This is a genomic window from Streptomyces sp. NPDC046197, from assembly GCF_040646295.1.
Lineage (GTDB): Bacteria > Actinomycetota > Actinomycetes > Streptomycetales > Streptomycetaceae > Streptomyces.
Window position 1 is genome coordinate 303,711 of sequence record NZ_JBEYZY010000002.1, and the last position, 14,388, is coordinate 318,098.

The window sequence follows — 14,388 nt, forward strand, 5'->3', positions numbered from 1 at the left end:
TGGCGCGCGGGACGTTGGTGGGTTCGGTGGACGCCCGGGCGGTTTCGGGCAGGCCGGTGGCGCGGACGCGTTCGGGGGTTCGGCGGGCGCGGGCGACTTCGGTGACGGTGCGGCCTCCGGCCGAGGCGGTGGCGGTGCGGCCTCCGGCGGAGTGGGTTCGTTCGGTGGTGCTGGTGGCGCGCGGGACGTTGGTGGGTTCGGTGGACGCCCGGGCGGTTTCGGGCAGGCCGGTGGCGCGGACGCGTTCGGGGGTTCGGCGGGCGCGGGCGGCCGGGCTTCCGGGCATCGTCCGGATTCGGGTGCTCCGGGCGGCCCGGTGGGCGGTGCGGGAGATCCCGAGGCGGCGCGGCGGGCCGCGATCGAGGCGCGGGCGGTCGGTGGACTGCCCGCGGCCGGGGCCGACCCGGCGAGCGCGGCCGGGGCGCCGGGGGCGCCGGCCCGGCGGGCGCCGGAGAGCACCGGGGACATCAGGGCCGCGCGGGCGGGCGCGATCGCCGCGTACCGCGCAGGCGCCCGGGCGGCGGCCCGGGTGCAGCAGGCGCAGCAGAGTGCGCGCGCCGCGCTGCCCGGCGCCCGGCCGCCCGCCGAGGGCGATCCCCGGACCAGCGGCACCTCCCAGTCGCCGTATGCCCCCGGACAGGGCGCGGACCACCTGGCCGGCGGCACGCCCCCGGGCCGGATCGCCGACCCCTACGGCGTCCAGGCCGCCCCCTGGCCCGGCGCCGTCCCCCGCACCGGGTCCGGCGGCGCGGCACCGGCCACCGAGCAGGGCCAGGTACGCCCGGCGCTTCCCGCCGGGGGCAGCGTCGGCGGGGGGCAGCAGGGTTCCGCGGCCGGGTTCGCCGCGGATGCCGCCCCCGGCGTCCCGGAACTCGCGAGCGCGCCCCCCGACCGGCCCTCCACCCGCTGGGACGACCTCGCCGCCGGCACCCCCGTACGGAGGGGACCCGCCACCGCGTTGGCGGCCGAGCGGGCACGGCAGGCGCGGATGACCGTGGTCGGGCCGGTGACGGAGCGATGGGCGCCGGAACAGGCCGGGCCGGTGCACGAGAACTGGCAGCTGGCCGCGCCCATCGGGCCCGCGACCGACCTGTGGGCGCTGGGCGCGCTGCTGTTCCGCGCCGTGCAGGGGCACGCCCCGTACCCGGAGGAGTCGACCGCCGAGCTGGTGCAGCTGGTGTGCGCGGAGCCGCCCGCCTTCGCCGAGGAGTGCGGACCGCTCAGGCCCGTCGTGGAGTCGCTGCTGCGTCAGGACCCCACCGACCGGCTCGACTTCGAGGAACTGAGCGGCTGGCTGCGTTCGCTGGTGCGGTCCGCGCCCGAGGCGGAGGCCGGCGCGCACGTCGTCGCCGCCCCGCCCGCCGACCCGAGCCGGCTGCCGGTCGTCCGCCGCCGGGGCGAGCTGGTGCGCAGGCGGCGCGCCGGGCTGCCCGCCCCGCACGGCAGGCACAAGCGGCCCGGCAAGGAGGCCCGTTCACCGCGCCGCCTGGGCCGCACGCTGCTCCTGCTGGTCCTGCTCGTGCTGGCCGCGGCGATCGCCTACGCGATGCTGTTCATGCCGAAGTCCGGCCACGACGGCGCGGCCGGCGGCGACCGCACCGGAGCCGCGGGCGAGGCGTCCCCCGCCCCCGCGCCCTCCTCCGGTGGCGCGAGCGGCGCGCCCCGGTCCGGTCAGACCTCACCATCCGCGGACAACAGCGCCTCGCAGTCGACCGGTTCCGCCGAGACACAGACGACCGGCCCCGACGCCGCGGCGGGCTTCACCCTGCGCAAGGACGCCGGCTTCGAGATCGCCGTCGCCAAGGGCTGGGACCGCGCGCCGAAGAACGACCACGGCCAAGTGGTGTACTCGCACGGCGGTTTCGAACTCATCGTGGTGCCCGGCCGGGACGGCGCGGCCGAGTTCGGCAGCGACCCGATGGCGTACCAGCGGGAGAAGGAGTCCGAGCTCCAGGGCTACCGCGACTCCAGCTGGGCCACCTCCTCCGGGATGCGGACCATCCAGGTCGGCGGGCGGACCATGGCCGAGGGCCAGTTCACCTGGACCGACGCCGCCGGGCACGAGCTGTTCGTACGCAACCTCGCCATCCTTCTCGACGGGCGCTACCACGTGGTGCAGGTGCGCGGCCCGGAGACCCAGCGGGACGAAGTGACCAAAGTGTACGAGCAGGCGTCGGCGACCTACCGGTTCACGGGTTGATTCCGGCGGATCCCGCCCGTCTTGGGAAGCGACAACCGTCACAGTGCGGTCTCCTTGGCACCCCGCTGGTTCCCTGTTCGAGGGGTGGTCCTTACTCTGACCCTGTCAAGACCATTGCGGGGAAACGTGAATCAGATGCAGGGCCTGCTCCTCGCGGGCCGCTACCGGCTCGCCGACGCCATCGGCAGCGGTGGCATGGGCCGGGTGTGGCGCGCGCACGACGAGGTGCTGCACCGGGCCGTCGCCATCAAGGAGTTGACCGCCGCGCTCTACGTCTCCGAGAGCGACCAGGCGGTCCTTCTGGCGCGCACCCGGGCCGAGGCGCGCGCGGCCGCGCGGATCAACCACTCCGCCGTCGTCACCGTGCACGACGTGCTGGAGCACGACGGCCGGCCGTGGATCGTCATGGAGCTGGTCGAGGGTCACTCGCTGGCCGACGCGGTCAAGGAACAGGGCCGCGTGGAACCGACGGAGGCGGCCCGCATCGGGCTGTGGGTGCTGCGCGCGCTGCGCGCCGCCCACGCCGCCGGGGTACTGCACCGTGACGTCAAGCCCGGCAACGTGCTGCTCTCCCACGACGGCCGCGTCCTGCTCACCGACTTCGGCATCGCCCAGATCGAGGGCGACACCACCATCACCCGCACCGGGGAGGTCGTCGGCTCGGTCGACTACCTGGCCCCCGAGCGCGTCCGCGGCCACGACCCGGGCCCGGCCTCCGACCTCTGGGCGCTCGGCGCCACGCTGTACACGGCGGTCGAGGGCCTGTCCCCGTTCCGCCGCACCTCGCCGCTGACCACCATGCAGGCGGTCGTCGACGAGGAGCCCGCCGAGCCCAAGAACGCCGGTCCGCTCACCCCGGTCATCACCGCCCTGCTGCGCAAGGACCCGGCCACCCGGCCGGACGCGGCCGCGGCGGTGCAGATGCTGGCGGAGGCGGCGGAGGGGCGCCGGCCCAGCGCGGCGCAGGCGTATGTGCCGACCCAGTCGGTCGGAACCCATGGACACTCGGTCCCCGCCGGGACGGAAACCGCCGCGACGACGCGGTACCAGCCGGCGGCCACTCCGACGGCCGTCGGCCCGGCACACGCCCCGGCCCCCGCTCCGGCCCCGGCCAGGCGCCGCCGACTGCGCACCTTCGCTCTCGTGGTCGTGCTCGCTGCGCTCATCGGCGGGGGCACCGCGATCGCGCTGCAGAAGTGGGACGACCGCCGACAGCAGGACGACATCCATACGGCCGCGTCGAACACGCCCGCGCCGAGCCCGACGCACACCGGCGGCGCTGCGTCGAACGACCTCCCGGCCGGCTGGGTGCGCCGCACCGACCCCTACGGTTTCAGCATCGCCGTGCCCGGCGAGAAGTGGAAGCGACAGGAGTTCGACAAGGCCACCCATCAGGTCGACTACACGCCCGACGGTGGGAAGCACTTCATCCGCATAGCCATCGACACCTCACCGGACTTCGCCACCGCCCACGATCACCAGCTCGACCTGGAGCAGCAGCTGCAGCGGCTGGTCGACTACAAGCGGGTGACCCTCCAGGCCAACACCTACCGTGACCGTTCGGGCTCGCTGTGGGAGTACACCTGGAACGCGCTGCCGAGGGACACGCCGTTCCCCGGGCCGCGCCACGCCATCGAGGAGACGTACTTCTCCCGCGACGGTATCGAGTACGCCATCTACATGTCCTCGCCGGCCAAGGACTGGGCGACCACGGAGAAGCAGTTCAAGTCGGTGCTGCAGGGCTGGAGTCCGGACTCCGCCTGACCGCTCGGCCCTGCGCCCTGTGCGATGGTGCGCCTCCGGTGCGCCCCTTTGGCTCACTCTCGGCCCCGGAGGGCGGCGGTTCTATGCGGCATGATGGGGCGCATGGGGACCGAGGGGGACGACCTCCGTGTCATCGCGGGCCGTTACCGCCTTCAGGCGCGGCTCGGGCGCGGGGGCATGGGCGTGGTGTGGCAGGCGACCGACCAACTGCTCGGCCGGCGGGTGGCGGTCAAGGAACTCCCGTTCGACGAGACGCTCTCCGCCGAGGAGGCCCGCCTTCAGCGCGACCGCACGCTGCGCGAGGCCCGCGCGGTCGCCCAGCTGCGCCACCCGCACATCATCGTCGTCCACGACGTCGTCGAGCAGGACGAACGCCCGTACATCGTGATGGAGTTGATCGACGGCGGCTCGCTCGCCGACCGGATCGCCACGCACGGCCCGATCGACGCCGGCGAAGCCGCCCGGATCGGCATCGCCCTGCTCAGCGCGCTGCGCACGGCGCACGAGGCGGGGGTCCTGCACCGTGACATCAAACCCGCCAACGTCCTGGTGGAGTCCGGCACCGACCGGGTCGTCCTCACCGACTTCGGCATCGCCCAGGTCGCGGGCGCGACCACGCTCACCGAGACCGGCTCCTTCGTCGGCTCGCCCGAATACACGGCGCCCGAGCGGATGTCCGGGGCCCGGACCGGCCCGGAGTCCGACCTGTGGTCGCTGGGGGCGCTGCTGTGCACGGCCCTGAGCGGCGAATCGCCTTTCCGCCGCGACTCGTTGGGCGGCATCCTGCACGCGGTCGTCTTCGACGAGATCCGGCCACCCGCGCAGGCCGCGCCGGTCCTTCCCGTCGTACGGGGGCTGCTGGAACGCGATCCGGACCGGCGGCTGGACGCGGCCGAGGCGGAGCGGATGCTGCGGGCCTTCCTCGACTCGGGCCGCACCCCGCAGCCACCGTCCCGCTACAGCCCCACGCAGCGGGACGTGCCCGGGCCGCCCCAGGGGGTCACGCCGCCGGTGACGCCGCCCGACGCACGGCCGTCCGAGACACCGACCCCGCACTCCACCCGGGGTGTGCTGGTCGCGGCGCTGCTGGTGGCCGCGATGGCCGGGGCGGGAGTGTCCGCCGCGGCCCTGCTGATGCAGGGAGGCGGGAACGGGGCCGGTACGCCGACGAGTTCGCCGCGCACCGCGGTCACCGCCCCGGCGGGCAAGGGCACCGGCAAGGCGTCCTCACCGGGCGCGCCGACCAGCCCGGCCTCCGCCTCGAAGGGCAGCGCCGGCCGGTCCTCGCCCGCCGCCCACGGCCCCACCGCGCCCTCTGGCTACCACACGGTCCATGACCCGGCCGGTTTCTCGGTCGCCGTGCCGGACGGCTTCACCCGCAAGCCGCAGGGCGAGCGCATCTTCTACATGTCGCCGGGGGAGACCTTCCGCCTGGGCATCAAGATCGCCGATCCGGGGGCGGGCGGCCCGCTCGCGGTGATGCGCCGCTCGGACGCCGCCGGTCCCGCCGACAACCCCGGCTACCACGACGGCGAGGTCACCGCGGTCACGCACGACGGACAGCCCGCGGCCCTCTGGGAGTTCACCTGGAACGGCTTCAGCGCGGCCGAGGGACCGCGGCACACGTACGACCTGTGCTGGGACCAGAACGCACAGATGTACGACGTGTGGGTCTCGGCTCCGGTCGGGAAGGTGCGGGAGGCCAAGGAGTACTTCGACGTGGCGCTGGACACGTTCCTCGTCGGCTAGTGCCCCAGCAGGCAACGTTGCCTGCCGGCACCCCCTAGGTCACGGGTCTGTGACCGCGGGGCCCCCGCGGTGGAGGCGGGTGCGGTCGGCGCGATGTGGATGGACCCATGAGCAGTCACGGGGGAGCCCGCTACGAGGCCGACGAGCCGACCAGTTTTGTGCTGCAACCGCCCGCCCCGCAGGCACGGGTGCCGCATTCCCGGAACCCCCGTCCCCCTGCGCCTCGCCCGCGCCCGCACCCGACGCGGGAACCGGCCGGCTGATCGCCGGACGCTACCGGCTGCTCGCCAGGCTGGGCCACGGCGGCATGGGGACCGTGTGGCGGGCCAAGGACGAGACCATGGACCGCGAGGTCGCCGTCAAGGAGCCCCGCGGTGTCCTCGGACTTCCTCAGCAGGGTCAGGCCGACACGGATGCTGCCGCTCCAGTCGCTGTAGGCCACCCAGTGGGTCTTGTCCGTCTTCCGGTCCGGCACCGAGCGCTGGTAGTCGCCGGGCACCGCCAGTGTCGCGGCTCGCTCGGCGTGGTCCTGTACACCGCCGCGGAGGGCGTCTCCCCGTTCCGCCGCAGCAACACCCCGGCCACCCTCCAGTCGGTGCTCAACGCGGTGCCCGTGCCGCCGGCCGCCGCCCCGGGCCCGCTCGCCGAGGTCGTCACGGGCCTGCTGCAGAAGGACCCGGCGCGCCGCCCGGACGCGGCCCGGGTGCGCGCCCTGCTGGAGGCGGCCGCGAAGGAGCCCGCACCACCGACGCCCACGCAGGTGGTGCGGCAGGCCGAAGGCACCGGCACGGACGGGGCGCGGCGCCGCTTCCGGCTCGGGCGCACGGCGTGGGCCGGGCTCGGCGCGGCGGTCGTCGCGGGAGCCGGCGGTCCGGGGCCGGCGGTCCGGGGCCGGCGACCCGGGGAAAAAGTGATCGGGTATTCGTTCTCCCGCACAATCTCCCTGTACAACGCGCTGATCAGCGCGTTCGTTGCCAGTGATCACTGGCGGTGTGTGAGCACTCGGTGAATCCCCATTACCGACGGGTACACAAAGCCCCCGCCGCGGCATACCCTGCGCCTCATGACGGACTCGCAGGCCCCGGAGAAAACCGGCACGAATCCCCTGGCCCCCGCCCCCGCGGGCGCCCGCACCGCCGCCGACGTGGTCACCCCCGAGCTGGTGGCCCAGCTCACCAAGGGCGTGGCCGGATCCGGCCGGACCGCCAACCACACGCCGTTCACCGGCGAGAAGCTCGCCGACCTGCCCGAGTCCACCCCCGAGGACGTCGCCCTGGCCTTCGAGCGGGCCCGCGCCGCCCAGGCCGTCTGGGCGCAGACCCCCGTACGGCAGCGCGCGGCCGTCCTGCTGCGCTTCCACGACCTGGTCCTCGACCGCCAGGCCGAGGTCCTCGACCTCATCCAGCTGGAGACCGGCAAGGCGCGCCTGCACGCCCACGAGGAGGTGCAGGCCGTCGCCGTGGCCGCCCGGCACTACGGCCGCAGGGCCGCCGCCTACCTCAGGCCCAAGCGGCACACCGGCGCCATACCCACCCTCACGCGCGTCACCGAACTGCGCCACCCGCGCGGTGTCGTGGGCCAGATCGCCCCCTGGAACTACCCGCTGGAGCTGTCGGTCGGTGACGCGCTGCCCGCCTTCGCCGCGGGCAACGCGGTCGTCATGAAGCCCGACACGGAGACCTGCCTGACCGCCCTGTGGGCCCGGGACCTGCTTATCGAGGCAGGGCTGCCCACCGAGGTCTTCCAGGTGGTCCTCGGTGACGGACCGGTCGTCGGTCCGGAGGTCGTCAAGCGCGCCGACTACGTCTCCTTCACCGGCTCCACCCGCACCGGCCGCGAGGTCGCCCAGAGCGCCGCCGCCCGCCTGGTCGGCGTCTCCCTCGAACTCGGCGGCAAGAACGCCATGCTGGTGCTGCAGGACGCCGACATCGAGAAGGCCGCCGCGGGCGCCGTCCGCGCCTGCTTCTCCTCGGCGGGCCAACTGTGCATCTCCATCGAGCGCCTGTACGTCCACGAGTCCGTCGCGGACGCCTTCCTGGAACGCTTCGCCGCGCGCACCAAGGCGATGCGGCTCGGAACCTCCCTCGCCTACGGCGCCGACATGGGCTCGCTGGTCGGCGAGCGACAACTGGAGACCGTGACGCGGCACGTGGAGGAGGCCCTCGCCAAGGGCGCCAGGCTCGTGGCCGGAGGCACCGCCCGCCCGGACATCGGCCCCTACTTCTACGAGCCGACCATCCTCGACGGCGTCGATGCGCCGATGGCCGTGTGCACCGAGGAGACCTTCGGCCCGGTCGTCTCCATCTACCGGTTCAGCACCGAGGACGAGGCCGTCGAGCGCGCCAACTCCACGCCGTACGGCCTGAACTCGTCGGTCTGGACGCGGGACGCCCGGCGGGGCCGTGAGGTCGCCGCCCGGCTGCGCACCGGCACGGTGAACGTCAACGAGGGCTACGCCCCGGCCTACGGCAGCGTCCAGTCGCCGATGGGCGGCATGAAGGACTCCGGCCTGGGCCGCCGGCACGGCTCCGAGGGCATCCTCAAGTACACCGAGGCCCAGACCGTGGCCCACCAGCGGCTGCTGCCGATGGCTCCGTCACTGGGCATGGACGACGAGAAGTACGCCGCGCTCATGAGCCGGAGCCTGAAGCTGATGAAGGCGTTCCGTTTCCGCTAGATGCCGCCGGTAGATGCCGCCGGACTCCGGCAGTTCTCAACGAGGAGAGCACGTGTCACAGGAGAACTCTGCCCACGCCCAGGACGACGGGGGCCACGACTACGACGTCATTGTCGTCGGGTCCGGCTTCGGCGGCTCCGTCACCGCCCTGCGTCTGACCGAGAAGGGGTACCGGGTCGGTGTACTGGAAGCCGGTCGCCGATTCACCCGCGACACCCTCCCGAAGAACTCCTGGGACCTGAAGAACTACCTGTGGGCCCCCAGGCTCGGCATGTACGGCATCCAGCGCATCCATCTGCTGGGCAACGTGATGGTGCTGGCGGGCGCCGGGGTCGGCGGCGGTTCCCTCAACTACGCCAACACCCTCTACGTACCCCCGAAGGCGTTCTTCGACGACCCGCAGTGGCGGGACATCACCGACTGGCAGGACGAGCTGAAGCCGTTCTACGACCAGGCGCAGCGCATGCTGGGTGTGCGGCTCAACCCGACGATGACGCCGTCCGACGTGCACCTGAAGGCGGCGGCCGAGCGGATGGGTGTCGGGGACACCTTCCACATGGCGCCGGTCGGGGTGTTCTTCGGAGACGGCGAGGACGCCGACGGGACGGCCCGGGTGAAGCCGGGCGAGCCGGTCGCCGACCCCTACTTCGGCGGGACGGGACCGGACCGCAAGGCCTGCACCGAGTGCGGCGAGTGCATGACCGGCTGCCGGCACGGCGCGAAGAACACCCTCAACGAGAACTACCTGTACCTCGCCCAGAAGGCGGGCGCGGTCGTGCACCCCATGACGACGGTCGTGTCGGTCACGGACGACTCGCGCGGCGGGTACGCGGTCGCCACCCTGCCCACCGACAACAAGAAGAAGGGCACGGGCCGGATCTTCACCGCCCGCCGGGTCGTCCTCGCCGCCGGCACCTACGGCACCCAGACGCTGCTGCACCGCATGAAGGCGGGCGGCCAACTGCCCCACCTCTCCGGCCGCCTGGGCGAACTCACCCGAACCAACTCGGAGGCAGTGGTCGGCGCCCAGACCGACAACCGGCGCTACCGCAGGGCGACCGGCGAACCCAGGGCCGACTTCACGCGCGGAGTCGCCATCACGTCGTCCGTCCACCCCGACGAGAACACCCACATCGAGCCGGTCCGCTACGGCAAGGGCTCCAACTCGATGGGTGGCCTGTCCATCCTCCAGGTCCCCTACGCGGAGGGCTCCTCCCGGGTCGCGGCCTGGCTGCGCAACGCCGCCCGTCATCCGCTGCTCGTCCTGCGCTCGCTGTCCAACCGGCGCTGGTCGGAGCGGACCATCATCGGCCTGGTGATGCAGTCCCTGGACAACTCCCTGACGACGTATCTGAAGCCGGACGGCGTGGGCAAGGGGCTGCTGACGGCGCGCCAGGGCCACGGCTCGCCCAACCCCAAGCAGATCAGGGCCGCCACCGAGGGCGCGTCCGCGCTCGCCGCCGAGATCAACGGCTTCGCGGGCTCCAACGTCGGCGAGCTGATGGGCACTCCGCTCACCGCCCACTTCCTCGGCGGCTGCCCGATCGGGGCCACCGCCGAGTCGGGGGTGATCGACCCGTACCACCGGCTGTACGGCCACCCCGGCATCTCGGTGGTCGACGGGGCGGCGGTGTCGGCGAACCTGGGCGTCAATCCGTCCCTGACCATCACCGCCCAGGCCGAGCGGGCGATGGCGTACTGGCCGAACAAGGGGGAGGCCGACTCGCGCCCGTCGCCGGGGGCGGCGTACCAGCGCCTCGCGCCGGTCGAGCCGAAGGCCCCGGTGGTTCCGGCGGACGCGTTCGGCGCGCTGCGGCTGCCGTTCCTGGGAATGCCGGCGGTACCGCCGAAGAAGTGATCGGTGCGGCAGGAGGAAGCAACAGGAGGAAGCAACAGGAGGAAGCAAGTAGAACCAAGAGACAGCGAGAACCGGCGGGATCCGGCGAGAACCGGCGGGAAAAGACGAGGGACCCGCGCCCCCCTCCTGGCGCAGGTCCCTCTTCTTGCGGTGGTCCTACGACGCGTTACGCGTCCGCACCGGCCTTGCGGCGACGCACGACGAAGATCGCACCCGCACCGGCGACGACCGCGGCGCCGCCCACCAGGCCGATCATCGGCAGCGCGGAGCTGGAACCGGTGGAGGCGAGGCTGCCGGTCGGCGGGATCTCCTTGGCACCGCCCTGCGGCTCCTTGCCGCCGGCCGGCTTGGTGCCCTTGCCGCCGGGCTTGGCCTCACCGGGGTTGTCGTTGCTGCTGCCCGGCTTGAGGACGGTGAACTCGTAGGAGTCGAACGCGCTGTGCACGCAGTTCTTCTCCTGGTCGACGTAACCGCCGAATCCCACGCTGAAGCCGTCGCCCACGGGGGCCTTCGCGGTGATGTCGACGCGCAGCTGGATGTCGACCGTCTGCTTGGGGCCGAGCGGCGTCTCACCGAAGTAGACACCGTTGCCGAACTCCTGCGCGATGGACTCCCACTTCTTGGACTGGGGGTTGAAGTACTCCAGCCGCGCGTAGGTGATCAGCCAGTCCTTCTCGTTCTCGCTCATCGAGTCGTTGTCGACGACGGCCAGCCACCGCACCTGGCCGAGGGACTGGTCGCTGTGGTTGGCCGCGGTGAGCTTGAAGGTGTGCCAGCCGCTGCCGGCGACGATCTTGCCGGGCAGGCCGGAGACCGCGATGGTGAGCTGGGAGCCGGGGTCGACCTCGCCGTCCGTGCAGGGCGTCGGGTCGGGGGTGGGCTCCGCGGAGTGGGACGGCGTCGCGGACGTCGAGGCCGACGCGGAGGCGGATGCGGACGTGCTCGGCGAAGCGGAAGCGGAGGAGCTCGGCGCGGGAGAGGTGGTGGTGGACTCGCTCGCGGACGGCGACTGGCTCCCGCTCGGCGACTCGCCGGCGCTCACACTGGCACTCGGCGAGGAGCTCTGGTCGTCGGACGCGTACGCGGCCGGTGCCGCGAGCAGCGCAAGCGGGGCTATCGCGGCCGTCGCGGCGGCTGCTGCCATGGCACGGCGAAGCTTCATGAAGACCTCGGGATGTCCGGTGTACCGCGGCTTCGCGGTACGAACGTTGGGAGAGGCCTCCGCGTGTGGGGCGCGGGAGTGGCCCGTGGTTCCGCAGATGTGACCTTGGAAGCCTGTGAAAGGTTGCACTGCTCTTCACCGGACTCTTATGTGGCCTGTGTCACACAGGCCCCCACTCGCCCACAGGGGAAGGGCCCCGCGGGACTTGGCCGCGGGGCCCTTCTTTCGTCAGCACCGACGTCAGGGCAGCGCCGGTGCCTGAGGAGCGGCGCCGGGGGGTTGCGCCGCTTGCTCGACATGCTCCAGGTCGGCGCCCCGGCGCACTTGAGGCGCACGGTTGGTCTCGACCTCTGGCGGTCGGGCGGTGCACTGCAAGGCGGTTGTCCGGGCGGGGACTTGGGGTCCGGGGGCTTTCTACGCATCGTGCTGGATGAGCGCCGCGCCCGCAACCGTTTGACCCAGCCCTGTGCATTTTTCTGTTTTCGCCGGTCGGCTTTCCCGCCGGCCGGCCCCGGGCGTCCCCGGAGCCGGCCTTTACCTGGGTGACCGGGCTGCTGTCCCCTGCCGTCCGGTCACTTCCCTGGGGCGAGGTCCCACGACGCACAGCACGATCCGAACGCCTCATCGCCCCAGAGAGCCACGCGTGGTTCCTTCAGTCCGCCCCTGGCTGGCACGGACACCCGGTGCAACGAGACGCCCGCGTGGCGGTCACGCGCCGTACGGGTGAGAGCTTCGGACGCGTGTCCGCCGCTCAGATCCGGCCGCGGCACAGCTCGAGCAGGGTCATGGCGAGCGCGGTGCCCGGCTTGCCCAGCGCCTCCCTGTAGTGGCCGAGGATCTCCATCTCGCGGGAGAGGTTCACGCGCCGGCCGCCGGAGGCGATCCGGGCCTCCTGGACGACGGCGGACACGGCCATCCGCTCCTGGACCAGGCCGATGATGCGGTCGTCGAGTGCGTCGATGCGCTCGCGGGCACCGGTGATCACGTCGGCGGCCTCGGGGGTGCGGGCGCCGGTCTTCTCGGTGGTCTGCGTCGTGGTGGCGGTCATGTCGGAGGCTCCTCGTCGGAACGGGACGCGGTGCCCCGGAGCGGCAGGATCCGGAAAACGCCAGGCGCCCCGGACCTTGTCGGCCCGGGGCGCCTGGGAAGTCGCTTGTCAGTGGCTCAAGCAGCACGACCATGGCAGCCGGTGGGCCGGTTGCCATAGGTAAACAGGAAGGTCGTCTGCGCGAGCATGCGGCCAGTATGCCACGGCGCCTTCCCCCGCGGCCGAGATCGGTGGTGGGCGGGCACGGGCCGGGGGTCTGGGGGCGGAGTCCCCGGCGGCGAGGCCGCGCACGGCCGCCCCGGTAGAATCGTCAGCACAAGACCCCCGCCCACCCGCCGGAAGGCACCCCGTGTCATCAGCGACCCCCGCCGCCCCCGACACCGTCCTGGTCGTCGACTTCGGCGCGCAGTACGCCCAGCTCATCGCCCGTCGCGTCCGCGAGGCCCGGGTCTACAGCGAGATCGTGCCGAGCACCACGCCGGTCGAGGAGATGCTCGCCAAGAACCCGGCGGCGATCATCCTGTCCGGCGGCCCCTCCTCGGTGTACGAGGAGGGCGCCCCGACCGTGGACCGCGCCCTGTTCGAGGCCGGGGTCCCGGTCTTCGGCATGTGCTACGGCTTCCAGCTGATGGCGCAGTCCCTCGGCGGCACCGTCGACAACACCGGAGCGCGCGAGTACGGCCGTACCGGCCTCCACGTGTCCCGGCCGTCCTCCACCCTCTTCGAGGGCACCCCGGACGAGCAGGCGGTGTGGATGTCGCACGGCGACGCCTGCTCGGCGGCCCCCGAGGGCTTCTCGGTGACGGCCTCCACCGACGTGGTCCCGGTCGCCGCCTTCGAGAACGACGACAAGAAGCTCTACGGCGTCCAGTACCACCCCGAGGTCATGCACTCCACGCACGGCCAGCAGGTCCTGGAGCACTTCCTCTACCGCGGCGCGGGCCTGAGCCCCTCCTGGACCACGGGCAACGTGATCGAGGAGCAGGTCGCCACGATCCGTGAGCAGGTCGGCGACAAGCGGGCGATCTGCGGTCTGTCCGGCGGAGTGGACTCGGCGGTCGCCGCCGCCCTCGTCCAGAAGGCCATCGGCTCCCAGCTGACCTGTGTGTACGTCGACCACGGCCTGATGCGCAAGGGCGAGACCGAGCAGGTCGAGAAGGACTTCGTGGCCGCGACCGGCGTCCAGCTGAAGGTCGTCGACGCCGAAGAGCGCTTCCTGACCGCGCTCAAGGGCGTCTCCGACCCGGAGGAGAAGCGGAAGATCATCGGCCGCGAGTTCATCCGGGTCTTCGAGCAGGCCCAGGCAGAGATCATCGCGGACGAGGGTCCCGCGGTGGAGTTCCTGGTGCAGGGCACGCTCTACCCGGACGTGGTCGAGTCCGGTGGCGGCACCGGCACCGCCAACATCAAGTCCCACCACAACGTGGGCGGCCTCCCCGAGGACCTGGAGTTCAAGCTCGTCGAGCCGCTCCGCAAGCTCTTCAAGGACGAGGTCCGCATGGTCGGCCAGGAGCTCGGCCTGCCGGAGGAGATCGTCCAGCGCCAGCCGTTCCCCGGCCCCGGCCTCGGCATCCGGATCGTCGGCGAGGTCACCAAGGAGCGCCTGGACCTGCTGCGCGAGGCCGACGCCATCGCCCGCGAGGAGCTCACGGCGGCCGGCCTCGACCGCGACATCTGGCAGTGCCCGGTGGTCCTGCTCGCGGACGTCCGCAGCGTCGGCGTCCAGGGCGACGGCCGCACCTACGGCCACCCGATCGTGCTGCGCCCGGTCTCGTCCGAGGACGCGATGACCGCCGACTGGTCGCGCCTGCCCTACGACGTCCTGGCGAAGATCTCGACCCGCATCACCAACGAGGTCCGCGACGTCAACCGGGTCGTCCTCGACGTCACCTCCAAGCCCCCGGGCACCATCGAGTGGGAGTAGTCCCGG

8 protein-coding genes and 2 pseudogenes are annotated in these 14,388 nt (G+C 72.8%); 7 read left to right on the forward strand and 3 right to left on the reverse strand.

Features of this window, described 5'->3' with window-relative positions:
* Positions 1 to 286: hypothetical protein (locus AB0A61_RS04150; RefSeq protein WP_361285698.1), on the reverse strand; the 286-nt coding region annotated here is incomplete at its 3' end.
* A gap of 30 nt (positions 287 to 316) precedes the next feature.
* On the opposite strand from AB0A61_RS04150, the pseudogene AB0A61_RS04155 reads away from it, so the two are divergent.
* From AB0A61_RS04155 to AB0A61_RS04180, 6 genes and pseudogenes are all read left to right on the forward strand, one after another.
* A pseudogene (locus AB0A61_RS04155) lies at positions 317 to 2,200 on the forward strand (serine/threonine protein kinase); the annotation flags it as partial.
* 135 nt (positions 2,201 to 2,335) lie between these two features.
* The gene (locus tag AB0A61_RS04160) at positions 2,336 to 3,964 is read left to right on the forward strand and encodes a serine/threonine-protein kinase (RefSeq protein ID WP_361286239.1); all 1,629 of its coding nucleotides are present in this window, start codon (positions 2,336 to 2,338) and stop codon (positions 3,962 to 3,964) included.
* Positions 3,965 to 4,066: 102 nt separating this feature from the next.
* Positions 4,067 to 5,713 (forward strand): protein kinase, encoded by a 1,647-nt coding sequence (locus AB0A61_RS04165; RefSeq protein WP_361285701.1) that lies wholly within the window; start codon positions 4,067 to 4,069, stop codon positions 5,711 to 5,713.
* Positions 5,714 to 5,820: 107 nt separating this feature from the next.
* Positions 5,821 to 6,578, forward strand: a pseudogene (locus AB0A61_RS04170) (hypothetical protein); the annotation flags it as partial.
* Between the two features lie 198 nt (positions 6,579 to 6,776).
* On the forward strand, positions 6,777 to 8,390 hold the full coding sequence (locus tag AB0A61_RS04175) for a succinic semialdehyde dehydrogenase (protein ID WP_361285704.1): 1,614 nt from the start codon (positions 6,777 to 6,779) through the stop codon (positions 8,388 to 8,390).
* Positions 8,391 to 8,442: 52 nt separating this feature from the next.
* Positions 8,443 to 10,248 carry a GMC family oxidoreductase gene (locus tag AB0A61_RS04180; protein ID WP_361285707.1) on the forward strand — a complete coding sequence of 602 codons (1,806 nt, stop codon included), beginning with the start codon at positions 8,443 to 8,445 and terminating at the stop codon, positions 10,246 to 10,248.
* Between the two features lie 166 nt (positions 10,249 to 10,414).
* Here AB0A61_RS04180 and AB0A61_RS04185 read toward each other — a convergent pair whose 3' ends face one another.
* On the reverse strand, positions 10,415 to 11,392 hold the full coding sequence (locus AB0A61_RS04185) for an LPXTG cell wall anchor domain-containing protein (RefSeq protein ID WP_361285710.1): 978 nt from the start codon (positions 11,390 to 11,392) through the stop codon (positions 10,415 to 10,417).
* A gap of 769 nt (positions 11,393 to 12,161) precedes the next feature.
* Positions 12,162 to 12,458, reverse strand: coding sequence for a chorismate mutase (locus AB0A61_RS04190; RefSeq protein WP_361285713.1), 297 nt, complete (start codon positions 12,456 to 12,458; stop codon positions 12,162 to 12,164).
* Between the two features lie 349 nt (positions 12,459 to 12,807).
* On the opposite strand from AB0A61_RS04190, the gene guaA reads away from it, so the two are divergent.
* Positions 12,808 to 14,382: a glutamine-hydrolyzing GMP synthase gene (guaA, locus tag AB0A61_RS04195; RefSeq protein WP_361285716.1), complete on the forward strand. Its 1,575-nt coding sequence runs from the start codon at positions 12,808 to 12,810 to the stop codon at positions 14,380 to 14,382.
* The last annotated feature ends 6 nt before the right edge of the window (positions 14,383 to 14,388 follow it).

What these genes read in the sequence shown, in the direction of transcription:
- AB0A61_RS04160 (WP_361286239.1), top strand. Translation starts at nt 2,336, where the DNA reads ATGCAGGGCCTGCTCCTCGCGGGCCGCTACCGGCTCGCCGACGCCATC.
- AB0A61_RS04165 (WP_361285701.1), top strand. Translation starts at nt 4,067, where the DNA reads ATGGGGACCGAGGGGGACGACCTCCGTGTCATCGCGGGCCGTTACCGC.
- AB0A61_RS04175 (WP_361285704.1), top strand. Translation starts at nt 6,777, where the DNA reads ATGACGGACTCGCAGGCCCCGGAGAAAACCGGCACGAATCCCCTGGCC.
- AB0A61_RS04185 (WP_361285710.1), bottom strand. Translation starts at nt 11,392, where the DNA reads ATGGCAGCAGCCGCCGCGACGGCCGCGATAGCCCCGCTTGCGCTGCTC.
- AB0A61_RS04190 (WP_361285713.1), bottom strand. Translation starts at nt 12,458, where the DNA reads ATGACCGCCACCACGACGCAGACCACCGAGAAGACCGGCGCCCGCACC.